Source organism: Paenibacillus sepulcri (assembly GCF_042647105.1).
Taxonomy (GTDB): Bacteria; Bacillota; Bacilli; order Paenibacillales; family Paenibacillaceae; genus Paenibacillus_Z; species Paenibacillus_Z sepulcri.
Genome location: NZ_JBHRUP010000001.1, coordinates 1640799 through 1666711, shown reverse-complemented (window position 1 = coordinate 1666711; position 25913 = coordinate 1640799). Strand labels below are relative to the sequence as shown.

Annotated in this window: 17 protein-coding genes; 12 read left to right on the top strand and 5 right to left on the bottom strand. The window is 56.1% G+C overall.

Annotated elements, in window-relative coordinates; all coding sequences use genetic code 11:
* Window positions 1-239: 239 nt before the first annotated feature.
* Genes ACFOLF_RS07535 through ACFOLF_RS07525 form a run of 3 tightly spaced genes read right to left on the bottom strand, consistent with a single transcriptional unit; the run spans window position 240 to window position 3987 of the window.
* On the bottom strand, window positions 240-1376 hold the full coding sequence (locus ACFOLF_RS07535; RefSeq protein ID WP_210037830.1) for an NAD(P)-binding domain-containing protein: 1137 nt from the start codon (window positions 1374-1376) through the stop codon (window positions 240-242).
* A gap of 7 nt (window positions 1377-1383) precedes the next feature.
* Window positions 1384-2610: an LLM class flavin-dependent oxidoreductase gene (locus ACFOLF_RS07530; RefSeq protein WP_210037829.1), complete on the bottom strand. Its 1227-nt coding sequence runs from the start codon at window positions 2608-2610 to the stop codon at window positions 1384-1386.
* A 36-nt stretch (window positions 2611-2646) separates the two neighbouring features.
* Window positions 2647-3987: an LLM class flavin-dependent oxidoreductase gene (locus ACFOLF_RS07525; protein ID WP_210037828.1), complete on the bottom strand. Its 1341-nt coding sequence runs from the start codon at window positions 3985-3987 to the stop codon at window positions 2647-2649.
* Between the two features lie 494 nt (window positions 3988-4481).
* Between ACFOLF_RS07525 and ACFOLF_RS07520 the strand changes: the two genes are divergently transcribed.
* From ACFOLF_RS07520 to ACFOLF_RS07465, 12 genes are all read left to right on the top strand, one after another.
* The gene (locus tag ACFOLF_RS07520; protein ID WP_210037827.1) at window positions 4482-5588 is read left to right on the top strand and encodes an ABC transporter ATP-binding protein; all 1107 of its coding nucleotides are present in this window, start codon (window positions 4482-4484) and stop codon (window positions 5586-5588) included.
* A 29-nt stretch (window positions 5589-5617) separates the two neighbouring features.
* Window positions 5618-8584, top strand: a complete 2967-nt coding sequence (locus ACFOLF_RS07515; RefSeq protein ID WP_379114033.1) for an extracellular solute-binding protein — start codon at window positions 5618-5620, stop codon at window positions 8582-8584.
* Window positions 8574-9470: a carbohydrate ABC transporter permease gene (locus tag ACFOLF_RS07510; protein WP_210037825.1), complete on the top strand. Its 897-nt coding sequence runs from the start codon at window positions 8574-8576 to the stop codon at window positions 9468-9470. The genes ACFOLF_RS07515 and ACFOLF_RS07510 overlap by 11 nt, the downstream gene beginning before the upstream one ends.
* A gap of 2 nt (window positions 9471-9472) precedes the next feature.
* Complete coding sequence (locus tag ACFOLF_RS07505; protein ID WP_210037824.1) at window positions 9473-10321, top strand: carbohydrate ABC transporter permease; 849 nt, start codon at window positions 9473-9475, stop codon at window positions 10319-10321.
* Window positions 10322-10341: 20 nt separating this feature from the next.
* Complete coding sequence (locus tag ACFOLF_RS07500) at window positions 10342-12522, top strand: YIP1 family protein (RefSeq protein ID WP_379114035.1); 2181 nt, start codon at window positions 10342-10344, stop codon at window positions 12520-12522.
* Entirely contained in the window at window positions 12519-14777 is a 2259-nt protein-coding gene (locus tag ACFOLF_RS07495; RefSeq protein WP_210037822.1) for a DUF5696 domain-containing protein, read from the top strand. Before ACFOLF_RS07500 ends, ACFOLF_RS07495 begins: the two co-directional genes overlap by 4 nt.
* Window positions 14774-15643 (top strand): carbohydrate ABC transporter permease, encoded by an 870-nt coding sequence (locus ACFOLF_RS07490; RefSeq protein ID WP_210037821.1) that lies wholly within the window; start codon window positions 14774-14776, stop codon window positions 15641-15643. The genes ACFOLF_RS07495 and ACFOLF_RS07490 overlap by 4 nt, the downstream gene beginning before the upstream one ends.
* A gap of 19 nt (window positions 15644-15662) precedes the next feature.
* Window positions 15663-16628, top strand: a complete 966-nt coding sequence (locus tag ACFOLF_RS07485; RefSeq protein WP_379114037.1) for a carbohydrate ABC transporter permease — start codon at window positions 15663-15665, stop codon at window positions 16626-16628.
* A gap of 75 nt (window positions 16629-16703) precedes the next feature.
* Entirely contained in the window at window positions 16704-18089 is a 1386-nt protein-coding gene (locus tag ACFOLF_RS07480; RefSeq protein ID WP_210037819.1) for an ABC transporter substrate-binding protein, read from the top strand.
* Window positions 18090-18808: 719 nt separating this feature from the next.
* Window positions 18809-20563 (top strand): ABC transporter ATP-binding protein, encoded by a 1755-nt coding sequence (locus ACFOLF_RS07475; RefSeq protein WP_210037818.1) that lies wholly within the window; start codon window positions 18809-18811, stop codon window positions 20561-20563.
* A complete protein-coding gene (locus ACFOLF_RS07470; RefSeq protein WP_210037817.1) occupies window positions 20547-22364 on the top strand; it encodes an ABC transporter ATP-binding protein in 1818 nt (605 codons plus the stop codon). Before ACFOLF_RS07475 ends, ACFOLF_RS07470 begins: the two co-directional genes overlap by 17 nt.
* Window positions 22365-22447: 83 nt before the next feature.
* Window positions 22448-23521 carry an isocitrate/isopropylmalate dehydrogenase family protein gene (locus ACFOLF_RS07465; protein WP_210037816.1) on the top strand — a complete coding sequence of 358 codons (1074 nt, stop codon included), beginning with the start codon at window positions 22448-22450 and terminating at the stop codon, window positions 23519-23521.
* Between the two features lie 61 nt (window positions 23522-23582).
* On the opposite strand, the gene cysK is transcribed toward ACFOLF_RS07465, so the two are convergent.
* Both cysK and ACFOLF_RS07455 read right to left on the bottom strand, forming a co-directional pair.
* Window positions 23583-24524 (bottom strand): cysteine synthase A, encoded by a 942-nt coding sequence (cysK, locus tag ACFOLF_RS07460; RefSeq protein ID WP_210037815.1) that lies wholly within the window; start codon window positions 24522-24524, stop codon window positions 23583-23585.
* Between the two features lie 31 nt (window positions 24525-24555).
* The gene (locus ACFOLF_RS07455; protein ID WP_210037814.1) at window positions 24556-25899 is read right to left on the bottom strand and encodes an LLM class flavin-dependent oxidoreductase; all 1344 of its coding nucleotides are present in this window, start codon (window positions 25897-25899) and stop codon (window positions 24556-24558) included.
* Window positions 25900-25913 lie beyond the last annotated feature (14 nt).

Sequence of the window (25913 nt, the reverse complement as noted above, 5' to 3'; positions counted from 1 at the left end):
GCAACACAGCATAATGCTCCATAAACAACAAGCAGCGCCCTTTTAACGGGGCGCTGCTTGCATTGTCATAAATAGTTGTGCATGGAGGGCTCATATCTCCTGCTGTGGATTGCGTTCCAAGATGCGCAGCATGGTGGAATAGCATATCTAGTTCGGCGGCATGGACAACAAACAACAGACAGCGCCCATTCTAAGCGGGCGCTGCCTGCATTGTAAGAAAATCTCTGTTCATCGAAGTGTTACATCGCCTTCCCGGAATCTAGCTCCAGGATGCCCGACATGATGGAATGGCATGTATTATCCAGACCGGCAATAAAGCGGTGTGCCGGGCCGTGGCTGTGCGAAGCGAGCGGTCCGGCACAAAACAAGCCGGGCAGGCTGCTCTCGAAATGGCGGTCGAGCCGCGGGAAGAGACCATAACCCGACTCCTCGACCGCAATGTCCTGCAGCAGATCCTCATGCAGGAATGGGAGTTTTCGAATGTCGATGCGGTAGCCGGTCGCGGTGATCAGATGATCCACAATCCGTTCCTCGCCGCTCGAAAGTCGAAGCAGGAGCCGCCGGTCGCGCGTCTGTCCCGCGGAGAAGATCATCACGCCGGAGGTTTCCTTTATTTTGCCATCGACGTAGGGGCGCAGGAAGGAGGCGATGCTGCCGGAGGGCTTCTTCCAGCGTTCCTGCTTCTCTTCGAGCGGCAGGTCGTAGAACGATTCGGCAAGCGCGATCAGATTCGCGCCGGAGCCGTGATTGTCCGCAGGACTGTAATGCGGCTCATCCCGGCGGTAGATCAACTCCACATGACTTCCGGCAAGGTGGAGCAGAGCGGCTGCCTCCCAGCTGCTCTGGCCGCTGCCGAGCACAGCCACTCTCTTGCCGCCGAAGATACTGTAGTCCGAATAGCCGATTGGATGAGAGACCAGGGAGGCCGGCAGACCGGCAAGCTCATCCGGGATATGCTCAAAATGCTGCAGGCCCGTTACGATGATAACGCGGCGCGCATAGCTGGCGGAGCCGTCGCCTGTCAGAAGCTTATATCCGCCTGTACTGCGCCGCAGCTGCGCAATAAGCTGGTGCTCGAATACGATATGGGTCTTCTCTGCAAACCACATGGCGTATTGGACGAAAACAGGGCGGGGGAGCGGCTTTCCAAGCTCCGTGCCCGTCTCTTCCGCAAAATGCTCCAGAGTAAAGCGGCCCTCTGCGTCTGATAGATTCACATAAGCGGGATTGGTTCGTATGAACATATTCTGCGGCATCCGCTCCCGCCAGAAGTGCATCGGAGGGCCGAACAGCCGATAGTCTAGCCCGCGGGCAGCGGCATGGGCGGCGAGAGAGATGCCGTAAGGACCGGCGCCGATAATGGCAAGATCAATCATCGGCCGGTCACGGCGCAGCGGTCAGGCTGGCGCTGCCGTCATGCTCTCCCAGCCGCCGGGCGTACTTGCGGCGGAAAGCCGGAATCAGCTTTGTCCCGGATATCGTGGCTTCCTCCAGATTCGGATAACCGGAGAGAATGAACGAGGTGATGCCGATATCGACATATTCCAGCAGCCTGTCGGCGACCTGATCGGGCGTGCCGACGAATGCCATGGCACCGCCCCCGCGGATGGCGGACAGGCCCGCCCAGAAGTTCGGCCCGATGACGTAATCATTCGCTTTGGCGAGAGCGCGCACATGGTTCTGGCGCTGCTGGCCTTCCGACTGCGAGCCGGCGAACTGGATTTCCGTCGCATCCAAGTCGCTCTGGTCGACTTTGCTGATGATGAGGCGGGCAGCCGCCCAGGCCTCCTCTTCCGTGTCGCGGATGACGACCTGCGCCCGCAGCCCGTAGCGGATGCTGCGGTTGACCCCATCGCGTGCCAGCAGTTGCCCGCGGTGATGCTCGACCTCTGCGATCTGCTCCTTGATCCAGTCGATCGGTTCCGCCCACATCAGATAGACGTCGGCGATTTCGGCTGCCGTTTTCTTCGCTCCCGGCGAGCTGCCGCCGAAGTAGAAGGGCGGATGGGGGCGCTGCACCGGCGGCGGATAGCTCTTGCCGCCTTCGATCGTGAAATATTTGCCCTCAAAGTCGAACGTTTGCGCGGCGCCCTCCGGATTGCCCGCAGCAAGATTGCCGCCGGCAAGGAACTGCCGGCCTTCTGCGCCGTGCGAGCGGATCCACAGCTCGCGCACGATTTTGATGTATTCCAGCGTCCGCTCATAACGGGCATCCTTGTCGTAGGCGAGGGGATCGCCCATCGCCTTCATATCCTCCGGCGAGCTGCCGGTGACGATGTTGATGAGGGCGCGCCCGCCCGTTACCTCGTCGAGCGTAGCGCCGATCCGTGCAGCTAACGCGGGTGCAATAAGTCCTGGCCGCATCGCAACGAGCGGCTTGAAAATGCGCGTATGGGCGGCGAGCGTCGCCCCCATAATCCAGGCGTCGCTGCAGGTGCCGCCCGTCGGGATAAGGGCGAACGTATAGCCGGCGTCTTCTACCGCCTTCGCGACACGGACCATATAGGGCGTATCGACCACACGCTCCGATTTGACCCCGATATAAGGGCCGTCGCCCCTGGTCGGCATATACCAGCCGAATTCGACTTCCGTTCCATTGATGGCTTCCATTTGGCGAACCCCTCCGTTTCGTAGAATGGCCGGTGTTTATTCCGCGACTTTGCTCAGCGCCCAGATCTGCTTATGCGCGTTGGCCGGACGGGCAAGGCCAAGATTTTCACGCAGCGTCGCGCCTTCATATTCCGTGCGGAACAGCCCTCTGTTCTGCAGCTCCGGTACGACCTTGTCGACGAAGGTGTCGAGGCCGGACGGGAAGAGGGGAGGCAGGATGTTGAAGCCGTCGGCTCCGCCTTCCGCCAGCCACTTCTCGATAAAATCGGCTGCCTGGATAACCGAACCGGTGAATGAAACATGTCCGTGTCCGGCATAGCTCCGGCTCAGAAACTGGCGGATTGTCATGTTGTCGCGGCGCGCAGCGTCGACGACCACCTCATGGCGGCTGGTTATGCCGCTGCTCGAGAAATCGTAAGGCTTCGATTTGTCGACCGGAACCAGTGCGTCAAGCGGATATTCAGACAGATCGACTGTAAAATAATTCGATAACCGCTTCAAAGCCTTGCCGGAATCGACCAAATCGAACAGCTCCGCTTCCAGATCCTTCGCCTCGGCCTCCGTGTCCGCGATGATCGGACTAAGACCCGGCATGATAAGCAGCTGGTCGGGCGTCCTTCCGTAACGGACCAGGCGGGACTTCACATCAGTGTAAAATTCCTGCGCCGCCCCGAGCGTCTGCTGCGCGGTGAAAATAACCTCCGCCGTACGGGCGGCAAGCTCCTTGCCATTCTCGGACGATCCAGCCTGCACGAGCACGGGATAGCCCTGCGGCGGACGCGGAATGTTGAGCGGCCCCTTGACGTTGAAATATTTGCCTTTGAAATCAATGTCGTATACTTTATCCCGGTCCAGCGTTACATCGGTATCCCTGTCATAGACGAGCGCATCTTCTTCCCAGCTGTCCCACAATTGCTTGGTCACCTCGACGAACTCGGTGCCGATATCGTAGCGCGTCGCCGGATCGGGATGCCCGGGCTTGCCGAAATTGTCGGCATCCGCCTGCGAATGTCCGGTCACGATATTCCATGCCGAGCGGCCTTTGCTGATATGGTCAAGCGAAGCGAATTTACGGGCGACATGAAACGGATCATTGTACGTCGTGCTTACGGTCGCGATAAATCCGACATGCTTGGTCAGCGCCGCGAGTGCGGACAGCAGAGTGAACGGCTCCAGTCTTCTGCCCAGGCCGGAGTAGTTGTCCGCGGTGAATAATGAATCAAACAGGCCGCGCTCGGCAATTTTGGCCAGGCCCGCGTAATAGTCCAGATCCAAATCGGCCTTTGGATCGCTGAGCGGATGCTTCCATGCCCCCGCATGATGGCCGGCCCCACGGATAAAAACATTAAAATGCGCCTTCTTCTTCGATTGTCCCATGCCTCTCACCTCTGTCGTTGATGGCCCCTTGTGCATGAAGCCGGACTTGGAAGAAACAGCTGCGTTTGGCGGCAGCCCCGGTTTCTTCCCTCAACCCTTATAGAAATGTGTAAAAGTGAAGCTTTTACCTTCTATAAGGCGCAAAAAACCGGATCCGCGGCTAAAAAGCCAAGGATCCGGTTGACCGGTCTCTAATCATAAGGTAATCCCATCGATTTACTAGAATATTATATGATCTTGTAAGACTCGTCAATGCATACTGGAAAAAATGGGCGGGATTCGGTGTTGACAAAAGCTAAAGGCCGTTGATATAGTAAAAACCAAGTTGATTCAAATCAAACCAAGTTCATCGGATTTATCGGCTATTACACGTACAATCAAATGATCGACCGTTCAAACGGAGGTGTCTGATCAGGTTTCTTTCTGGAAACCTGAATGGATAACCTCTTTTTTTCGTGGAAAAAAAGCGGGCGAAAATGACAGGGGGGTTCGAAGTGGCGGGCTTGCAAATCAATCATCTCTATAAGCGCTACGGAAAAGACAAACACCCGGTCGTGAAGGATTTTCACATGACAATCCGGGACAAGGAATTCATTGTGTTTGTCGGTCCGTCCGGCTGCGGCAAGTCAACGACACTGCGTATGATTGCCGGCCTGGAGGACATATCGGAAGGGGAGATCTTCATCGACGATCAGCTGGTCAACCATCTGCCGCCGAAGGATCGCGACATCTCGATGGTGTTTCAGAATTATGCGCTGTACCCGAATTTAAGCGTCTATGAGAATATCGCGTTCGGCCTGCGGATGCGCAAGCTGCCGAAGCATGAGATCGATATCGCCGTGAAGAAGGCTTCCCGCATTCTGGAAATCGATCCGTATTTGAACCGAAAGCCCAGGCATCTGTCCGGCGGACAGCGGCAGCGCGTCGCTCTGGGCCGGGCGATTGTCCGCAATCCGAAGCTGTTTCTGATGGATGAGCCGCTGTCGAACCTGGACGCCAAGCTCCGCGTATCGATGAGGATGGAAATTATCAAGCTGCACCAGAATTTGGGGACCACGTTCATCTATGTCACCCATGATCAGGCGGAAGCAATGACGATGGCTGACCGCATTGTCGTCATGCGTGACGGGATCATCCAGCAGATCGACACGCCGGAGCGGATCTATTCGATGCCGGCCAATACATTCGTCGCGAGCTTTATCGGGTCGCCGCAGATCAATTTTATCCGGGGCAAAATCGAGGAGAATGCGCTTGGCGTGCTGGAGTTCCATACCTCGCGCTTCAAGCTTCCGGTCCACGGCTCCAATGCGACGGCGCTGAGGAAGCACAGCCAGGTCAACAAGCAGGTCGTTCTTGGCATCCGGCCGGAGAATATCAGCCTTGAAGCGCTTTTCTCGGAGGCGGTTATATCCGGTTCCTATCAATTCACGGAGCTGATGGGCGCCGACAGATATCTTTATCTGGATATCGGCCAGGACAATTTGCTGATCGCCCGCGTCAGCCCATCCGTCCATTTCGAAAAGAATGAGGCGGTAAGACTGGGCATTGATACATTGAAGGTGCTGTTCTTTCATCGGGAAACCGGCGAGCGGTTCTCGTAATAAGCTTGACGCTGGAAGGAGAGAGTGGTTTGAACACTCGGTTATGGCAGAAGATATGCAGCGCCACTCTGGCGGTTGTCTTATTGTTCTCCGTGCAGTCTTCGCTGACTGCGCAAACCGCAAGCGGACCGGATAAGGAAACGGCGAGCGGTGCCGATCAGGCTCCGTCAGCCACCCCGTTAGCTCCAGCCGGTCCTGATGATGAGCTCACATACGCCCAGGCGTTATCCGCATGGAATGAGAAAGGAATTGGCAGCGCGGGGTCCGTGGTTGCGGTGAATGCCGGGGTTCCCCAGGCGGTATCCAATACGGAACGTTTAACGGCCGGCGAATATGAAGGCAAATCCGGGGTGCTGCGCTGGGAATCGCCGGACAAGGAATGGGCCGAGTATTCAATTGAAGTTCCGGAGGACGGCTTGTACGAAATCCGCGTCTCGTATCATCCAATTGCCGGTGACAGCGGTACAAGTCCGATTCTTTGGGAGGTTGAGCTCGACGGCAAGCGTCCGTTCGCGGAGGCGTCCTCGGTCGCTCTTTACCGCACCTGGCAGGATTCCAGGCCGATCCTGACGAACAGCGACGGCGACCAGATCAGGCCGAGGTCGACGGATATTTCCGCTTGGAGCGTGCGGCCGCTGGTAGATTCAGCGGGGGCTTACGCAGGCCCGCTGCAGTGGCATTTTACCAAGGGAAGCCATACGATCCGCTTCTCGGGGTATGAGCCTGCTGCCCTGGAGCGGATTGAACTGGCGCCAAGCGAATCTATTGGAACCTATGCGGAGGTATCTGCCGCCTACCCCGAAACCGCCGGTAACGAAGCGGAAGCCATTACGCTTCAGGCTGAAGATTTCGCCTATAAGAATGATACGTCGATCAAGCTGTTCTCCGACCGCAATCCGCGCAGCGTGCCGAGGGCCAAAGGCAGAATTACATACAACACGGTCGGCGGCGCGCGCTGGGTTGAGCAGAACCAGGAAATTACATGGTCATTTGAAGTAAATGAAAGCGGAAGGTACAAATTCGGTTTCCGGGCCTTGCAAAATGTCGTCTCGCAGAAGACGTCGTTCCGCACCGTTCGGATCGACGGCAAGGTTCCATTCCGCGAGTTTCAGTCCTATGCGTTCCCCTATTCCGCCAGCTGGCAGGGAAGGGTGCTTGAGAATGCGGATGGCGAGCCTTACTCCGTTTACCTGGAGAAAGGCAGGCATACGCTATCGCTTGCCGTTACTCACGCCCCAGTCGAGCCGGTTATAGCCGAGATCGATTCGCTGTCGCAGGCGCTCGATTCGATAGATTGGGACCTGCGGGCACTGACAGGCGCAGTCGTCGACCGCAACCGGACCTGGGTGATGGAACGGGATTACCCGAAGCTTCCCGGCAGTCTGCTGGGGCTCGCGGAGCGGATGGAGCTGCTGTCGCAGAACAGCGTCCGGATCAACGGGAATAAGGACTCTATCAGCCAGGGCCTCGAAACGGCAGCCAAGGATATCCGGTCGATCTTGAAGAAGCCGGAGGAAATCCCGTATAACGTGAACGAAATTTCCTCGATCCGGGAGAAGCTCAATCTGTTTATCGAATCGCTGCTGAAGCAGCCGCTTCAACTGGACGAAGTATATATTTCACCGGTCCAGACGAAGTTCCCGGGGATGGAAGCGACGCTGTGGAACCGGGTATGGGGCGGAGTCCAGAACTTCGGCTATTCGTTCAACAGCAGGGACAGCATTACGAAGCTTGACAATCATAAGCTGAATATCTGGGTGCAGCGCGGGCGCGATTATGTGGACCAGCTTCAGCAGCTGGCGGATGAATCGTTCACCACCGAAACCGGTATCGAAGTGAAGGTGAATCTGCTGGCGAATCCCGAGCTGCTGCTGATGTCCAATGCGGCGGATGTGCAGCCGGACATCGCCCTTGGCTTGACGCAGGATCTGCCGGTTGATCTGGCCATACGCGGGAGCTTGCAGGATCTGTCCGGATTTGACGGCTTCGACAAGCTGTACGATCAGTTCAGCCCGGGCTCCTGGCTGCCGCTGTATTATGACGGGGGGTATTACGGGACGCCGGAAACGCAGTCGTTCCAGGTACTGTTCTACCGCGAGGATATCCTGAACAGACTCGGGATCAAGGTGCCGGAAACATGGGATGAGGTGTACGACATCCTCCCGACGCTGCAGCAGAATTATATGAATTTCTATATCAATCCTTTGCAGTTCTCCCAGTACTTCTACCAGAATGGCGTTGAATTCTATGAACCGGACGGACTGAAGACCGCTCTGGACAATCCGGACGCATTCCAATCGTTCAAGCAGTGGACCGATCTGTTCAACACCTACGCCATCGAGAAGGAGGTGCCGAGCTTCTATCAGCATTTCCGCGACGGTACGATGCCGATCGGCATCTCGGATTACAATATGTACGTCCAGCTGTCGGCAGCTGCGCCGGAGCTGAACGACCGCTGGAAGATCGCGGGCATTCCCGGCGTCAGGCAGGCAGACGGTACGATCTCCCGGTGGGCCGGGGGCGGGCAGCGCACCGGAGTCATTTTCAAGCAGTCGGAGAAGAAAGAGGATGCCTGGAAGTTCCTGCAATGGTGGCTGTCCGCTGATGTCCAGCAGCAGTACGGCGCCGATCTTGAGGCGATCAACGGCGTCGCATTCCGGTGGAATACCTCCAATGTGCAAGCCTTTACCCGTCTGCCCTGGAAAAGGGAGGATGCGGAGGTGATTCTGGATCAATGGCGGTGGTACAAGGATATTCCGAATGTACCCGGCGGCTATTATCTGGAACGGGAAACGAACAACGCCTGGAACAGGACGGTAATCGGCAAGATGAACTACAGGGCATCGCTGGAGCAGGCGGTCCGCGACATTAACCGGGAGCTCCGCAGAAAACAGCAGGAGTTCGGGTTTATAGACGCAGACGGCAACAGGCTGAAGGAGCTCCGTGTACCGGTTGTCGACAAGCCGTGGGAAGGAATCGACCGATATGTGGAGTAGAATATGGCAGAGCCGTAAATCTTATTTATTCATCGCACCGTTTATGCTTTGCTTCATTATCTTCATCGTCATACCGGTCTTGATCGCGATCGGTCTGAGCTTCACCTATTATAATGCGGTCGAACCGCCCCGCTTCATCGGCTGGAGCAATTTTCAATATTTGATCTCGCAGGATTTGCTGTTCCTGAAATATGCCCTCCCGAATACGTTCAAGTTCGCGATCATCGTCGGGCCCGGCGGTTACGCGCTGGCTTTCATCCTGGCCTGGCTCATATCACTGCTGGGCAAAAAGCTCCGCAAATGGATCGCTTTGGCCGTCTATACGCCTTCGCTGACGGTCGGCATCGCGATGACGATCATTTGGCTGCCGCTCCTATCGGGGGACCGGATCGGTTACCTGAACAGCTTTCTGCTTAATCAGGGATTGATCGACGTGCCGAAGCTGTGGGTCACGGATCCGAAGCTGCTGATGGATTCCATGATTGCGGTCTCGTTATGGTCGAGCATGGGAGTGGGATTTCTGGCTATGCTGGCCGGTATTCTCAATGTCGACCCGATTTTGTACGAGGCTGGGAGAATTGACGGAATCCGGAGCCGGCTGCAGGAGGTCTGGTACATCACGATCCCGTCCATGAAGCCGCAGATGCTGTTCGGCGCCGTTATGGCGATTGTAACGACTTTCAAGACGGGCTCGATCGGGGTGGAGCTGTCAGGCCAGAATCCGACGCCGGAGTACTCCGGCCATCTGATCGTCAACCATATCCAGGACTTCGGGTTTATCCGCTTCGAGATGGGCTATGCGGCGGCGATCTCGGTCTTTCTCCTGCTGCTGATGTACGCTTCCAACAAGCTCAGCTGGAGTTTGTTCGGAAGCAAGGGGGAGTAGGCATGCTGAAAACAATCTCTATATCAAGGATTCTGTATATCGTCTTTATGCTCGCGTTCGCGGTATTTATGCTGCTGCCGATCATTTATATTTTCAATCATGCGTTTAAGCCTTATCACGAATTGTTCGTATATCCGCCGACGTTTCTTGTCAAGGAGCCCACGACACAGAACTTTATTGAACTGCTGTGGGTCACGTCCAATTCCATCATTCCGCTGTCCCGATATTTGTTCAACAGCCTGTTCATTTCCGTTGTGACTGTCGTTACGGTCACGATCGTCAGCTCCCTGTGCGCCTTTGCGCTTGCCAAGCATGAGTTTCCGGGCAAGGGATTCGTATTCTCTTCCATCATCCTGATGCTTATGTTTGCGCCGGAGGTTGTACAGATTCCGCGTTATCTTGTCGTCAGTGAATTAGGCCTCATGAACACGTATTTAGGCCATATTCTCCCGATGGTGGCGCTGCCGGTCGGCGTGTTCCTGCTTAAACAGTTTATGGACCAGATTCCGTCTGCACTGCTGGAGGCTGCACGTATAGACGGGTCGACGGAATTCGGCCTATTTCTGAAAATCGTCATTCCGGTCTGTATGCCGGCCGTCGCCACGGTTGCGATTCTGTCATTCCAGAATTCGTGGAGCAATCTGGAGACGTCGACGTTCTTCATGCAGGATGATGATATGAAGACATTCCCGTTTTTTCTGACCACACTGACGAATAATCTGGCCAACAACGTGGCCAGGCAGGGGGCGGCCGCAGTCGCGGCGTTGATCATTCTTGTTCCGAACCTGTTGTTTTTCATTATTTTGCAGCGGAAGGTTATCGATACGATGGCGCATTCGGGAATCAAATGAAAGAAGGGGAGGGCGCATCATTGAGTAGGCAACGGTGGCTTCGCGCGGCATCGGTTTCCTTGCTTGCGGCAATTGCGGCGGTGTCGCTAAATCTGCCTGCGGCGGACGCATATTCCCCATACACCACGTTTTATAAGGACGCGTATGGGCAGCTTGCGCAAATTCAATCCGCCTACCAGCCTGAGCAGGTGCTTGGTCCGGATATCGGCGGGGAGGCAGCAGCCGGATGGAAGGCACCCGTGCAAACGGCGTCTGCCGGCGATGGGGGAAGCCAGACATTGGCATTGAACCAGCCGCAGGATCTGTTCGTCGACGGGCGGGACCATATTTTCATTGCCGATACGGGCAATAACCGTGTTGTGCATCTGGATGAGCAGGGGCTTCTTATCGGTATCATCGATGTAAAGGAAAGCCCGCTGAGCAGCCCGAACGGCTTGTTCGTCGCCGATAACGGAGATATTTATGTGGCGGATACCGGCAACCAGCGGGTCGTCCGGCTGGATGCCGAAGGCAGGCTGCTGCGCGAGTACAAACGGCCGGACTCGGCCTACCTGCCGGATTCGTTCAAATACGAACCGACGAAGCTGGTTGTCGACAAGCGGGGCTTCCTGTACATTACGACGCTGGGCGCTTTCCAGGGCTTGCTGCAGCTGGATCCCGAAGGCAATTATCAAAGCTTCTTCGGCTCCAACAAGGTCCAGTTCTCCTTGTTTGACTCGTTCAAGAGGGCGGTCTATACAAGAGAGATGTACCAGCGGGAGTTGAGCAAGCTGCCCGGAGCGGTCGTGAACACGGCGATCGATTCCAATGGCTTCATCTATACGGTGACCAAGGAAATCGGAAGCGAGCAGGTCAAGAAATTCAATATCGCCGGATTGAATCAGCTGGAAGCAGGCGGTGAATTCACGCCGGCCGCGAAGAAGAAGAAAAGGACGTTCGGAGAGAACGCCTGGTGGGCGCCACACGGCGCACTGCCGCAGCTTCAGGATATCAGCGTGGATGCGGACGGCAACTTAACGGTCATCGACGCGCTCTACAATACGATCAGCCAATATGACGCGGATGGCAACCTGCTCTTCTTCTGGGGCAGCGATGATCTGGCGGGGACGACGAAGCTTGGCCTTGTCAAGACGCCGGCGGCAATCGCAACGACCGCAAATGGGGATTTGCTGGTGCTCGACAGCGTCAACAGTCTCGTCCAGAGGCTTCGGCTGACCGAGTTCGGATTGCTGGTCCATCAGGCCAACAGGCTGACCCAGGACGGCAGGTATGAGGAGAGCGAGCCGCTGTGGGCTGAGGCTTACCGGCAAAATGCCTTCTATACGCCGGCTTTGGTCGGGCTCGCGAAAGCAGCCTTCAAGAAAGAGCAGTTCGAGCTTGCCGAGGAGCTGTTCTATAAGGCGGGGGTCAATAAAGGCTATTCGGATTCATTCTGGCAGAACAGGCTGGTCTGGTTCCAGAACCGGTTTGGCCTGCTGATGAACATCGTCGTCGCGGCGGGATTGGCTGTTTTTGTACTCGTCAGGCTGTCGCGCAGATTCGCGTGGGCCGGCGCCTGGTACGCCAAGATGCCTTTGCGGGGCAGTTACTTCAGGCAGCTGAAGCATGTCGGGACGCTCGTGAAGCACCCCATCGACGGGTACCATGCGATACGTTACCAGGACGGCGCCGGACTTGCCAGCAGCTTGACGCTGCTGGCGCTTGCATTCGCCGCCCTTGGTCTCATCCGGTCCCAGACGAGCTTCGTCTTTAATCCTGAAATCTATGAGGGCGTCAAGCTCGGGCCTGTCCTCGTGCAGTTTATTGCAATCTGGATCGGATGGGTCATTGCGCATTATCTGGTCAGCTCCCTGATGCGCGGTGAGGGCCGGCTGCGGGATGTTTTCTATGGAAGCTCTTACGCCCTAATACCGATTATAGCGATCGGCATACCCTTAACGGTTATATCCCATGGATTTACGCTCAGCGAGGCGTCGATCTTCAAATTTTTGGAGCTTGCCATGTATTTGTGGACGTTCCTGCAGTTTTTCTGGATGGTGCAGGGCATCCAGAATTACAGCGTCGGCGAAGCGATCCTGAACATCATTTTCTCTCTTCTGGCGCTGGCCATCATCGCGACGCTCATCTTTATCTTCTTCAGCTTAAGCGGGGAACTGATCAACTTTATTTATTCCATCTATCAGGAGGTGATCATCCGATGACCGGCAGCAAGCTGCGGCTTTCCTTCCTGATTACGGGCATTGCGGTCGTCATTGCCGCCCTGGTATGGCTGGCGCTCCAGATCGTGTCGTGGCAAAATGCCGCTCCGGCAGTCACGGCCGCTGCGGCCGTGTCCTTCACTCCAGGTGCCGGTACAGTGCCGTTCAAGCCGGAGCTGCCTCCCGGCAGCAGGTTTCAGCCGGTCGCCGAATCGGCTTCCTTGAAGCTGTCGGCAGACAAAGAGACCGGGCATTTTCAGGTCGTCAGCAAACAAACCGGCAAGGTCTGGTATTCGTACCCCGATCCCGCGCAGTGGGCGGAAGAGAAGATCGGCGGGGCATGGAAAAACAATCTGCTGTCCCCCATCATCGTGGAATATACGAATCTGTCCAATTACAAGTCGGCGTCCAAAACGGTCGGCCTAGTGGACGAGGGCGGGTATGTCGAGGATTTCAAGACGACGGCAAGCGGCTTTACCGCCACGCTCGTGCTGCCGAAGGGTTCGTTTAAAATTCCGGTTGAGGTGACGCTGGGGGATGATTATGTTGAAACGACCATCCGCGACGAAGGTATTGTGGAGGCAGGCGCCTTCAGCCTGTTGAATGCAAAGCTGTATCCGCTGTTCGGCGGACAGTTCTCCCAGGGCCAGGATGGCTATATCTTCATACCTGACGGCTCAGGCGCGCTGATCCGGTTCAAAACCGGCCGAATCCTCCCGCAGCTCACGTACAATCAACCGATTTACGGCAATGACGGTTCTTTCTACCTCGATAATATGGCCCGGCAGCGGGCTTCGGTTCCGGTGTTCGGCCTGAAATCCGGCGATCAGGCGTTCGTAGCCGTTGTCACGGAAGGGCCGGAGCATGCCAACGTGTTCGCGGCTCCTTCCGGATCGATAGGCCTGTCGAACTGGGTAACGACCGAATGGCAGTACCGCCAGCGGTTCTATCAAAGTGTAAGCAAAAGCACGGATGCGGGATTTTTCACGTACGGGGAACAACGTTTCAATTCCCCGCGACGAACGGTCCGCTATTATCTGCTGCCGCCGGATCAAAGCGATTATGTGGGCATGGCATCCAGGTATCGCGATTATCTGTCTGCTGAAGGCGTGCTGAAGCCGGTGGAGCAGCCCAAGAAGGATATTCCGCTGTATGTGGATATTGTCGGGGGTGATATCGAGCAGGGATTGCTGCTGGATTCCTATCTGACTGCCACGACGACGGACGAGGCGAAGGAACTGGTCGGCAGCATCTATGACCGCGGCATCCACAATTTGGTCGTGCAGTATAACGGCTGGCAGCAGGATGGCTACAGCACGCAGGGCGGCTATTTTCCGGTCGAGTCCAGGCTTGGCGGGAATAAAGGGATGAAATCCTTTATCGATTATGCGCATACGCTGGATATCCCCGTTTTTCTGACAGCTAATTATTCGGTCAACAATAACGGGGACGACGGCTTCTGGTACCGCCGCGACGGCCAGCGCGATTTGTCCGGCAATACGCTTGAGGCGGGTGAGGACACCTGGCTCGTAAGCCCGCGGTTCTACAGCAAAGTCATCGCATCCGATCTGGATGAGTACAAGAAGCTGGGAGCAGACGGCATCCTCTACGACGGCTCAGGGATCGGATATCAGCTGAACACCGATTTCAATAACCGTTATGCGGCCAGTCGTACGGATGTGGCCAATATCCAGCGCGACATTTTCAAGCGGACGAAGGAGGAGCTTGGCGCGGTCACGGCTGTCAAAGCCAATGCCTATGTATGGCAGGATCTGAAGCATATTCCCCGGCTTATGGACGATTATTCCTACGATGTATTCGTCGATGAAGCCGTGCCGTTCAACCAGATCGTCCTGCACGGGTCCGTTACGTACACATCCGAGTGGGCGAATGTGCGTCAGGAATCGCGGACCGAATATTTGCGCAGCATCGAATACGGCGCTTATCCGACCTATGTATTCGCCTCCGCGCCTTCCGACAAGCTGCGGCATTCCTATTCGATCTGGTATTACAGTCTGGATTACCGGGATTGGCTTGACAGCCTGACCGATGAATATGCAAAGGTCAACGAAGCGCTCGGCGATGTACAGGGTAAGCGGATCATGGGCCACCGCACGCTTGCCGGGAACGTGAAGGAAACGACCTACGAAGGCGGCCAGCGCGTCATCGTCAACTATGGATCAAGCGAGTTCGTGCAGGGCGATCTTCATGTGCCTGCGCAGGATTTCACCGTTATCAAGGGGGGAGCAGGCAGATGATTCGGAAGCTGAGGCTGCAAGCATCGACGATCAGAAAAATCGAAGGCTCGATATTCATCGCACCCTGGATTTTCGGCTTTCTTGCTTTTGTCGCGTTCCCGCTCGGCTATTCCCTGTATATGAGCTTTCATCAGGTCCGGATTACCGTCGACTCGGTCGTCTATACCTTTCTTGGCTTCCAGAATTACAAGGAGATCCTGGTATCGAACGGAAGTCTCCTGTATGAGGATCTGATCCCGTTCCTGCGCGAGTCCATTATGATGATTCCGATCATTCTCGTCTTCTCGCTGCTGGTTGCGATACTGCTTAACCTAAAATTCCCGGGACGCACGCTGTTTCGGATCATCTTCTTCCTGCCTGTTATTTTCTCTTCCGGACAAATCGTCCAGGAATTCATCAATCAGGGGGAAGGCTCGCTGAGCGTCCTGGAGTCGCTGCATATCGAGGAATATCTGCAGGAGTACGTGCCGGCGTCATGGGCGGAGCCGATCCAGACGGTGATGAGCTCATTCGTGCTGGTGCTCTGGTACTCGGGCGTACAGATTCTGATCTTCCTTGCGGGACGCCAGACGCTGCCGCCGTCGATGTACGAGGCTTCAAGGATCGACGGCTCGGGGCCATGGAATACCTTCTGGAAAATAACGCTGCCGGGGCTCGTACCCTATATTTTCCTGAATCTGATGTATACGGTCGTCGATCTGTTTACATTCCCGTCCAATCCGATCGTAAGCAAGGTCAACACGACCAATTACGGCAGCTCCAGCGCGCTGGCCTGGATTTATTTCTCCATCATTCTGCTGTTCGTCGGCTTGACTTTGCTGCTGTACAGCAGGGTGGATAAGGCGCTCTCAGGCACACGTGAGTAAAGAAGGGAGGGATTCGCAAGTGGCCAAAATAACGATCAACGGAGTGAAGCGCGTGCCGTCCGCCGCCTTCGACCGGATCGGGGCATTCGTCCGATACCGCTTGATCGGCGGCGAAATCGACAAAGGCATCCTGTTCAAAATCGTCATGTATATCATCCTGATCAATGTGGCTTTCATCTATATCAAGCCGATCCTGTACATGGTCACCACGATGGTGAAGGACGCCAAAAACATTCTCGACCCGTCGGTGATCTGGGTGCCCAAAAGCATTTTCCTGGGACATCTTCAGGAGGCGGTGCGGCTGCTTCAGTACACGAAAAGTCTGGCGATCAGCGTATCGCTGGCCGGCGCGGTGTCCGTGCTGCAGGTGTTCTCCTGCGCGGTTGCCGGATATGCGTTCGCCCGCCTCGACTTTCCGTTCAAGCGCTTCTGGATGGTGATGCTGCTGTTCACGTTCATCATGCCGCCGCAGGTCGTCATTCTGCCGACCATCATGATGTTCAAAAGCTTCGGCTGGCTGGATACCGTGCTGCCGATGATCATTCCCGCCGTTTTCGGCCATGGACTGAAGGGGGCTTTGTTCGTCATTATCTACCGATCCTTCTATTCCACGCTGCCGAAGGAGCTGGACGAAGCGGCGAGAATGGACGGGGCAAGCGCGTTCAGGCTGTTCTTCCGGGTCATGTTCCCGCTTTCCAAATCGGCGATCGTCGTCGTCGTTTTGTTCTCCTTCGTGTGGAACTGGAATGATTTTTATCTGCCGTCGATTTTCATGTTTACGGCCGAGAACGTGCCCCTCTCGATAACGCTTGCGCGAATGGCCGCGGAGATGGCCCTGGCCGCAGGGGCGGGCGAGATGTCGGTATATGAGGAATCGATCAAGATGGCGGCTGCATTCCTCATTATTTTCCCGCTGCTGATTGTTTATTTTTTCGCGCAGCGCTGGTTCATCGAAGGGGTGGAGCGCACGGGGCTTGTGGAGTGAGACTGAAGATGGATAGAAGCCGCTCCCCGGCGAAACACCGGCAAACAATTACATTATTAGGTGGTGTCTTGTTTCATGAAGAAGTTGCTCACAATACTAAATCTGCTGCTGGTTGCCGGCTTGATCTCCGCATGCAGCGGGAATGCCGGCAATAGTGCGGGCACGACAGGCAGTACGGATGCGTCTGCTGACGGTGCGTCGTCGGCTGCAGAGAATACCGCGAGCTTCAAGAAGCTCGGCGACGAGCCGCTGACGCTTACGTTCTACAATACCAGCGGCACATTTCCGGATGTGGAATTCAATACGCTTATCGCCGACCCGATCAAGAAAAAATATCCGAACGTGACAATTGAGCGGATTACGCCGGCTGCGGAAACGACGAATGAAGAGGTCTTGTCGACGTATACGCCGGATATCATTTATTCCTCCTCGTCCTCGCATCAGCAGATCGTCCGCACCGGCGCCTATGAAGATCTGCGCGAGCTGATCAAGCGCCATAACTTTGATACCTCGCGGATCAAGCCGATTCTATGGAATTACATCACGGAGATTACGGCGGGCAAAGGGGACGAAATCATTGCGATCCCGTTCAACTCCAATCAGCATGTGATGTACTATAACAAGGACATTTTCGACAAATTCGGCGTGCCTTATCCAACCGAGAAGCAGCTGACTTGGGATGAAGTGCTGGAGCTGGCGAAGCAGCTGACTCGCACCGATGGCGGCAAACGGTATGTCGGCCTTTCTGTAGATAATCTTACGGGTCTGGCGAAGAGCCTCGGCCTGCCTTACGTGGACCGCGAAACAGGCGAAGCCGCGCTCGATACGCCGGAATGGCGCCGGGTGTTCGAGCTGCAGAAAAAAATATTCGAAATCCCCGGCTATGTGGCGCCTGACAAGACCTGGAACTATGGACGCGACCAGTTCATGAAGGATCAGAATGTGGCAATCCGTGTGACCTGGCTGGCCAACATGGTCGGTCCGCTGGAGGAGCTGCGCCAGCAGGGCGTCGAGTTCAACTGGGATATCGCGCCGGCTCCGAACTTCCCGGACCAGCTCGGCAAGACGAGGGAAGCGCAGATCCACTCGCTTTCCATAAACAGCAAAAGCAAGCATAAGGATGAGGCCTTCCAGGTCATCGCCGAAATTCTGTCGGACGACGGGCAGCGCATTCTGGCCCGCAACGGCCGCGTACCCGCTATTATCAATGACGAGCTGAACAAGGAATACGGCCTCGACATTCCGGTTCTCCAGGGCAAGACGGTGCAAAATGTATTCGTCGGCGAGGCGCTGCAGGAGCACTACACCCATCCGTACGAGCTGGAAATTGCTACCCGTCTGACTGAGGCGGCTGAGGATCTGGCAATCGGCGGTCTCGACGTCAACTCCGCTATCCGGAAAGCCGAGGAAGCGATCAACAAGGATGTCGAGACGCTCAAAACGACAATCGGCGCGCCATAATAGAGTGAATTGAAGAGTCCGGGGCTTATTGGGCCCCGGTTTTTGCTGAATACTCAGCGCTGCAGGAGTCCGAAACGGATAGAAAAGGAGAGCGCTCTTCCTTGGCCTGCCGGCAGCGGGTGCAGTGAGGATTTTCCTTGTTAGAAGGTGAAAGGGGCCGCTTGGGAGCATGCAGGCCGGAATTTCCTTGCTGCAACGGTCCGAAGGGGCTGAATGTGCTGCGGCAGCGGGTGCAGTGAGGTTTTTCCTTGCTAGAAGGTAGAAGGGACCGCTTGGGAGCATGCAAGCCGGAATTTCCTTGCTGGAGCGGTCCGAAGGGGCTGAATGTGCTGCGGCAGCGGGTGCAGTGAGGTTTTTCCTTGCTAGAAGGTGGAAGGGACAGCTTGGGAGCATGCAGGCCGGAATTTCCTTGCTGGAGCGGTCCGAAGGGGCTGAATGTGCAGCGGCAGCGGGTGCAGTGAGGATTTTCCTTGCTAGAAGGTGGAAGGGGACCGCTTGGGAGCATGCAGGCCGGAATTTCCTTATTAGAATGGCTTCAAACAATCTGGGCAGACCGATGGGATTTCTCGACCGATATCAATCGAGAATCGTGACTTCAGAGTCGCTGCTTGTTTTTTTCACCGGATTTCTAGGGAAAAACCTGCAAAGCGCCAAAGGACGGCATCTGCCGTCTCTTCTTATGCGCAACATTAATGATAGATACAGGAAGTGAATGCTTGTTGAGTAAGCAGAGAATATTAAGCGGCTATATCAAGTCGAGGTGGTACTTGTACATCAGCGCCGTCCTTGTTATCGGGGCGGCGAATGTAATTCTGGCGCGCATGCCCAGAACAATCGGCAGCTTTACGGATGAGCTCCAGAAGGGCATGCTGTCCTTCGATGAGGTCGTGCACTACAGCCTGCTCATCGTGGCGATCGCGCTGAGCTACGGTCTGCTTGGGGGGACTGGGCAATTTCTCATCATGTACTCGGGGAGATTGTTCGAGCGGATTACGCGAAACAAGCTGTTTGTCCAGTTTACGCGTCTCAGTCTGAACAATTATTCCCGGTACGGGGTGGGCAAGCTTCTGAGCTATCTGATCAATGACGTGACCGCGGTAAGAGAATCGATATCGATGGGCATCAACCATATTACGAACTCATCGATTTTGCTTATTTCCGTCATTGTATCCATGATCCTTAGCCCGATCCCGGCATACACGATTCTTATCAGCATTATTCCGCTTCTCTTCATTCCATGGGTCGTTGCGTGGCTGGGTCCCGTCATCCGCAAACGTTCCGTCCATGTGCAGGAAGCGCTCGGGAAAATGACGGAAACGGCCTCCGAGCAGTTCAGCGGCATCCGGGTCACAAAAAAATTTGCGGTGGAAGCGATCATGATCGGCCGTTTCGACGCAACGGTTGCCCAGATCCGCGACAACCAGCTGAAGCTGGTGCGCGTTTCTTCACTCCTGCAGGCGGTTATTCCATTTCTCGGGGCGCTGTCGATGATTACCGCGATCGCGCTTGTCGGCTATTTGACGGCGGATCAGACTGTTTCCCTTGGCGATTTTGTCTCGCTGGTCCTGTATATCGGCATGATGATCAATCCGCTGCAGCGGATCGGAGATGTGATCAATGCGATGCAGCGTGCCCGCGGTTCCCTGGAGCGGCTGAACGACCTGCTTGGCGAAGAACCCAATGTTGCCGATACCGGGACAGAGCGCTTGGAGAATGCAGAGCATGCCGCCATCGAAATCCGGAATCTGTCGTTTGCTTATCCGGACGGCTCCTCGCCCGTACTGTCGGATATCTGCTTAACGGTAGGGCCCGGTCAAACGGTAGGCATTATCGGAAAGACGGGAAGCGGCAAGACGACGCTTATGAAACTGCTCCTGCGGATCTACAATCCGCCTGAAGGCACGATTTTCGCAGGCGGCCGGGATATTCGCAATCTGACGCTTGAGAGCCTCAGGAGCAGCATTGCTTATGTGCCGCAGGACGGCTTCTTGTTCAGCACCTCGATCCGTGAAAATATCGCCTTCAGCGACCGCGGAGCGGAGCTTGCGGCAATTGAAGAAGCTGCGATTCAAGCGCAAATCCATCTTGAGGTGAATGCGTTCCCCGACGGGTTCGAGACAAGGCTCGGGGAGCGCGGCTTAACGCTGTCCGGAGGCCAAAGGCAGCGGGCGAGCCTCGCCCGGGGGCTGTTCAAGCAGGCTCCCGTGATGATTCTCGATGACAGCGTCAGCGCTATCGATTCGCTTACCGAGAAAGCGGTCATCGACTCGCTCCGTGCCGGGCGGCAGGGCAAAACAACCCTGATCGTTTCCCATCGCATCAGCGCGCTCAAGCATGCGGACCAGATCATCGTCATGGACGAAGGCCGGATCGTGCAGCGCGGCACGCACGAGGAGCTTGTTTACATGGATGGTGTCTATGCGGAGCTGTACAATATCCAGGAGAAGGGGGATGCCAATGCCGAGAGCCATTAGCGATTGGCAGCAAGACCAACGGACGGGCATCCCGCAGGACAACAATGCCGCCCTTGATTACGGTTCTGCCTTCAAAGCGCTTTACACCTACGCCAAACCGCATCGTTGGTCGTTTCTATTGCTGTTTTTCTTTATTTTGCTGTCCATATCGGCCGATTTGCTGCAGCCTTATCTGATCAAGATCGCCATCGATGACGTATTTACCGCTGAGCATGCCGATTACCGGTCGCTGCTGCTTCTTTGCGGCATCTATCTCCTGCTGGCAGTCGTCAGCTTCGTCTTCACGTATCTGCAGAACAATTTGCTGCAAAAAATCGGGCAGAGCATCGTGGCCGGCATCCGCAGCGGCATGTTCAGGCATATGGTGAAGCTGTCGGTTTCCTACTTTGACCGCGTGTCGACCGGCAGCCTCATTACGAATGTGTCCAGCGATACGGAAGGCCTGAACCGGTTTTTCAATCAGGTATTGGCCAGCCTGCTGCGGGACAGCTTGACTCTCTTGATCATCATTGTGCTGATGTTTCAGCTGGATATCAGACTGACCTTGTTCTGTCTGCTGGTCCTGCCTGTCATTACGATGATTGCGTACGGCTTCCGGTCCTATATGCGGACAACGTATCAGATGGTCCGGACGGCCTTGTCGAGGATGGTCGCATTCGCCGCGGAGAATCTTTCCGGCATGAACCTCATTCAGGTGTTCCATCAGGAGAAGGAGCAGCAGCGGCAGTTTACCGAGCGAAACGATGCCTTCTACCGCACCAACCTGCGGGAAGTCCGCACAATGGTGCTGTTTAACCGGTTGTTTGATATTCTCGGGAACCTGTCCGTGGCGTTTGTCGTCTGGCTCGGCGGCCGCGCTGTGCTGGGAGGTCATATCGAATTCGGCGTATTGTACGCGTTCATCACCTATATCCGCCAGTTTTTTCAGCCAATCAACTCGATCACCCAGCAGTGGAATACGATTCAGTCGACCATCGTGTCCGTGAACCGGATCTGGAGCATATTCGGAGTGTCGCCTGATGTGCGCGATCCGGAGAAAGCCGCATCTGCTGAGAAGGCTGGGGTCGAGGGCAAAGTGGAATTCAACAGCGTAACCTTCGGCTACGGCAGCGGCCATAAGGTGTTAACTGATATTGATCTGAATATCCGGCCAGGCGAATTGCTGGGAATCGTAGGCGCCACCGGAGCCGGCAAGAGCTCCTTGATCAGCCTGCTGTGCCGCTTCTACGATGTGAAGGAAGGCAGCATCCGCATTGACGGAACCGACATCCGCAGTCTGAAGCAGGAAACGCTGCAGCGGATTGTCGGGCTCGTGCAGCAGGAGCCGTTTCTCTACTCGGGAAGCGTGCTTGACAACATCCGGCTGTTCGATGAAACGATTCCCGTGGAGACGGTTATTCGCGCCTGCGAGCATGTCGGAGTGGATCAGCTAGTGCGGCGGATGAAGCATGGCTACGAAACCCGGCTTGCCGAGAGCGGCACAGGGCTGTCCTCCGGCGAGAAGCAGCTGATTTCGTTTGCCCGCATTATCGTCTTCCAGCCGAAAATATTGATTCTCGACGAAGCGACCGCCAATCTTGATTCCCATACGGAGCAGCTGCTCCAGTCCGCGCTGCGGATCGTATCGGAGGGCAGGACGACCTTGGTCATTGCGCACCGGCTGTCAACGATCCGGAGATCCGACAGAATCATTGTTCTGGATCGGGGCCGCATCGTGGAGGAGGGTGCCCATGACCGATTAATGGAGCTGAACGGTTATTATGCGAGGCTGTATTTGAATGCGCAAGGCGTGCTTGTTTAGCAGATCGCTTATCCCGAACCGCTTTTACGGGCGGTCCGGGAATTTTTTGTTTTTGCTGGTTAATAAGAATGGGAGGCGGTTAGATGGAAATTTATCGCATTGGGGTATTGGAAGGGGACGGGATCGGACCGGAAATCGTCGCTGCGGCGGTAAAGGTGATAGGGGCTGCGGAGAGAAGCTGCGGGCTTGAGCTGCTGGATTGGGTAAGGCTGCCGGTGGGGCTTGAAGCGATCCGGCAGTATGGCGACCCGCTGCCGAAGGCGACGAAGGAGGCGTTGCAGAATTGCAGCGGCTGGTTGATGGGACCTCATGATTCCGTTTCCTATCCGGAGGTACACCAGACCGGCCGAAATCCGAGCGGCGAGCTGCGGCACAGCTTCGACCTGTTTGCCAATATCCGGCCGAACCGGACGCTGCCCGGCATCGACAGCGTAGCGAAGCAGGCGGATCTCGTTATTTACCGCGAGAATACGGAGGGCTTCTATGCTGACCGGAATATGGCGTACGGAACGGGAGAGTGGCAGGTGACGCCGGATGTAGTCATCTCGGCCGGCGTCTTTACGCGCAAAGCAGCCGAACGGATTGCCCATGCTGCTTTTCAGGCGGCCAGGTCGCGCCGGAGGCATGTTTCCATTATCCACAAGGCTAATGTGATCAAGCTCGGATATGGCTTGTTTCTCGGCGTTTGCCGGGAAGTCGCATCACAGTATCCCGATGTGCGGGTGGACGATTACCACATCGACGCGGCCGCAGCCCATCTGGTCAGGAGGGCAGGGGACTTCGACGTCATTCTGACGACGAACATGTTCGGCGACATTCTGTCCGACCTCGCGGGAGAGCTGGTTGGAAGCCTTGGAATGGCGCCGGCGATCAATGCGGGGGATCACTTTGCAATGGCGCAGGCCGCCCACGGCTCGGCGCCGGATATAGCGGGCCGGAATATCGCGAACCCGGTCGGGATATTGTTATCCTCGGCATTGCTGCTGGAATGGCTGGCCGGCCGGCACGGGGATTCGCGGCTGCAGCGCATCGCGGAACAGATTGTACGGGGAGTCGAGGGTGCAGCTGCCGCAGGCATCCGCACCGCCGACCTGCATGGCACAGCCTCCACGAGCGAATTCGCGGAGGCTGTCATCCAATCTATGGATAGGTTTTAGTTAAGAAAATTGCTTTACCGGCAAGAATGGCGATAACCGGTTCTTCCTGACTGATGGATACCTAAATCGTTTCGATGGGGAACAGCTCGGTGGACAAATAACGTTCTCCGGTATCCGGCAGCAGTACGACAATGTTTTTCCCGGCATTCTCCGGCCGGTTGGCAATCTGAACAGCCGCATAGACAGCCGCGCCGGAGGAAATGCCGACGATCAGTCCTTCGCTTCTCGCCAGCTTGCGGGTCGTCTCGAGCGCATCTTCATTGGTGACGGCGATGATTTCGTCCGCTATATGGCGGTGGAAATTGTCCGGTACGAAGCCCGGACCGATTCCCTGGATTTTGTGGGGGCCCCTCTCCCCGCCCGACAGGACAGGGGAGCTGAAAGGCTCAACCGCAATAATCCGGACCGAAGGCTTCCGCTCTTTGAGGACTTCGCCGACACCGGAAATTGTACCGCCGGTTCCGACGCCGCCAACGAAAATATCGACCGATCCGTCCGTGTCCCGCCAAATTTCCTCTGCCGTTGTTCTGCGATGGATTTCCGGGTTGGCCGGATTCTGGAATTGCTGCGGTATGAACGAGTTCGGGGTCGCAGCTGCGAGCTCCTCGGCCTTCTTGATCGCGCCGGCGATGCCTTCCGCGCCGGGCGTGAGAACAAGCTCGGCCCCCAGGGCAAGCAGTATTTTTCTCCGCTCGATACTGAACGTTTCGGGAAGCGTAATGGTCAATTTATAGCCGAGCGCGGCCGCCGCGAAGGCGAGGGCGATCCCGGTATTGCCGCTTGTGGGCTCGATAATGACCGTATCCTTGTTGATGACGCCGCGTTCCTCCGCATCCTTGATCATGGCGAAGCCGATCCGGTCCTTGACGCTTCCGGCGGGATTGAAATACTCCAGCTTGGCGATCAGTACTGCGCCGACATTGTATTTGGCATTGAAATTTCTCAGCTCCAGCAGGGGCGTATTGCCAATCAGCTGGGTGAGGTTGGTGGCGATTTTGGCCATCGTGGTGAGCTCCTGTCCTATTGGATTATCGTTAAGGTGCCGCAGCGGCTTCTTCCGGGCCGATGCTGTAGGAATTGGCCGGTCGTGTCAGACCGTAATGCTCCCGAAGGGTCCTGCCTTCGTAAGCGGTGCGGAAGATACCGCGGTTCTGCAGCTCGGGTACGACCTTGTCGACGAAGATATCGAGACCGCCCGGGTAGATGGGAGGCATAAGGTTGAAGCCGTCAGCTGCGTGGTTCTCGATCCAGCGCTGAATGACGTCCGCGACTTCGATCGGCGTGCCGGTATAGGTCAGATGGCCCCGCGCGCTTGCCAGCCGGTTCACAACCTGGCGGAGCGTCAGGCTGGAATCGCTGCGCAGCATATCCAATATAAGCTGGTGCCGGCTTTTGCTGCCGTTGACGGATTCGATCCCTTTCGGGTCGATAATAGGCGGGATCGGGCCGTCAAGCGGAAAGCCGGTCAAGTCAACGCCGAAGCGCTCGGACAGCTTGGCTACGGCGTCATGGATATCGTGAAAGGCATTCAGCTCATCTTCGAGCTCCTGGGCTTCAGCTCTGGTGTGGCCGATAATCGGGCTGAAGCCCGGCAGGACAACCAATTCGTCAGCGCTGCGTCCGTATTTCGCCAGCTGGCCTTTGACATCCGCATAGAACGCCTGGCCCTCGGCCAGTGTAGGCTGTGCAGTGAAAATGACTTCCGCCGTCCGGGCTGCCAGCTCGCGGCCGCTGTCTGAAGAACCCGCCTGTACGAGAACGGGATAGCCTTGAGGCGGACGGGGGATGTTGAGCGGCCCTTTCACGCGGTATACGCTGCCATCAAAATTGATTTCATGCAGTTTGGCTTCGTCTATGGAGATGCCGGAGGCTTTGTCGAAGACGAGCGACTCTTCCTCCCAGCTGTCCCATAGCTTTTTCGTCACTTCGACGAATTCTTCCGCCCATTTGTACCGTTCCGAATGCTCCAGATGCGTTTCCTTGCCGAAGTTGAAGGCTGTCGCATCCGTATGTCCGGTAACGATATTCCAACCCGAGCGGCCCCCGCTGATATGATCCAAAGAAGCGAATTTGCGGGCGACATGGAACGGCTCGTTGTAGGTTGTTCCGACAGTGCCAATCAGACCAAGATGTGTAGTGGCCACGGAGAGAGCGGAGAGGAGCGTGAAAGGCTCAAGCCGGCGTCCCGTACCGACATAGCCGTCTGCCATGAAGACGGAATCAAGCAATCCGCGTTCGGCGGTTTGCGCCAATTGTTTGTAATACCCAAAGTCGAAGGTGAGTTCGGGCGTCGTTTTGGGATGCCGCCAGGCGGCGGCATGATGGCCTGCCTGCCGAAGAAAAACATTCAAATGCACCTGCTTCTTTGCTTTGCCCATTAAGCTGAAACCCT

Coding starts and splice junctions, on each gene's coding strand:
- ACFOLF_RS07510 (WP_210037825.1), top strand. CDS start 8,574: ATGTGGAGTAGAATATGGCAGAGCCGTAAATCTTATTTATTCATCGCA.
- ACFOLF_RS07495 (WP_210037822.1), top strand. CDS start 12,519: ATGACCGGCAGCAAGCTGCGGCTTTCCTTCCTGATTACGGGCATTGCG.
- cysK (WP_210037815.1), bottom strand. CDS start 24,524: ATGGCCAAAATCGCCACCAACCTCACCCAGCTGATTGGCAATACGCCC.
- ACFOLF_RS07465 (WP_210037816.1), top strand. CDS start 22,448: ATGGAAATTTATCGCATTGGGGTATTGGAAGGGGACGGGATCGGACCG.
- ACFOLF_RS07535 (WP_210037830.1), bottom strand. CDS start 1,376: ATGATTGATCTTGCCATTATCGGCGCCGGTCCTTACGGCATCTCTCTC.
- ACFOLF_RS07490 (WP_210037821.1), top strand. CDS start 14,774: ATGATTCGGAAGCTGAGGCTGCAAGCATCGACGATCAGAAAAATCGAA.
- ACFOLF_RS07530 (WP_210037829.1), bottom strand. CDS start 2,610: ATGGAAGCCATCAATGGAACGGAAGTCGAATTCGGCTGGTATATGCCG.
- ACFOLF_RS07480 (WP_210037819.1), top strand. CDS start 16,704: ATGAAGAAGTTGCTCACAATACTAAATCTGCTGCTGGTTGCCGGCTTG.
- ACFOLF_RS07455 (WP_210037814.1), bottom strand. CDS start 25,899: ATGGGCAAAGCAAAGAAGCAGGTGCATTTGAATGTTTTTCTTCGGCAG.
- ACFOLF_RS07505 (WP_210037824.1), top strand. CDS start 9,473: ATGCTGAAAACAATCTCTATATCAAGGATTCTGTATATCGTCTTTATG.
- ACFOLF_RS07525 (WP_210037828.1), bottom strand. CDS start 3,987: ATGGGACAATCGAAGAAGAAGGCGCATTTTAATGTTTTTATCCGTGGG.
- ACFOLF_RS07470 (WP_210037817.1), top strand. CDS start 20,547: ATGCCGAGAGCCATTAGCGATTGGCAGCAAGACCAACGGACGGGCATC.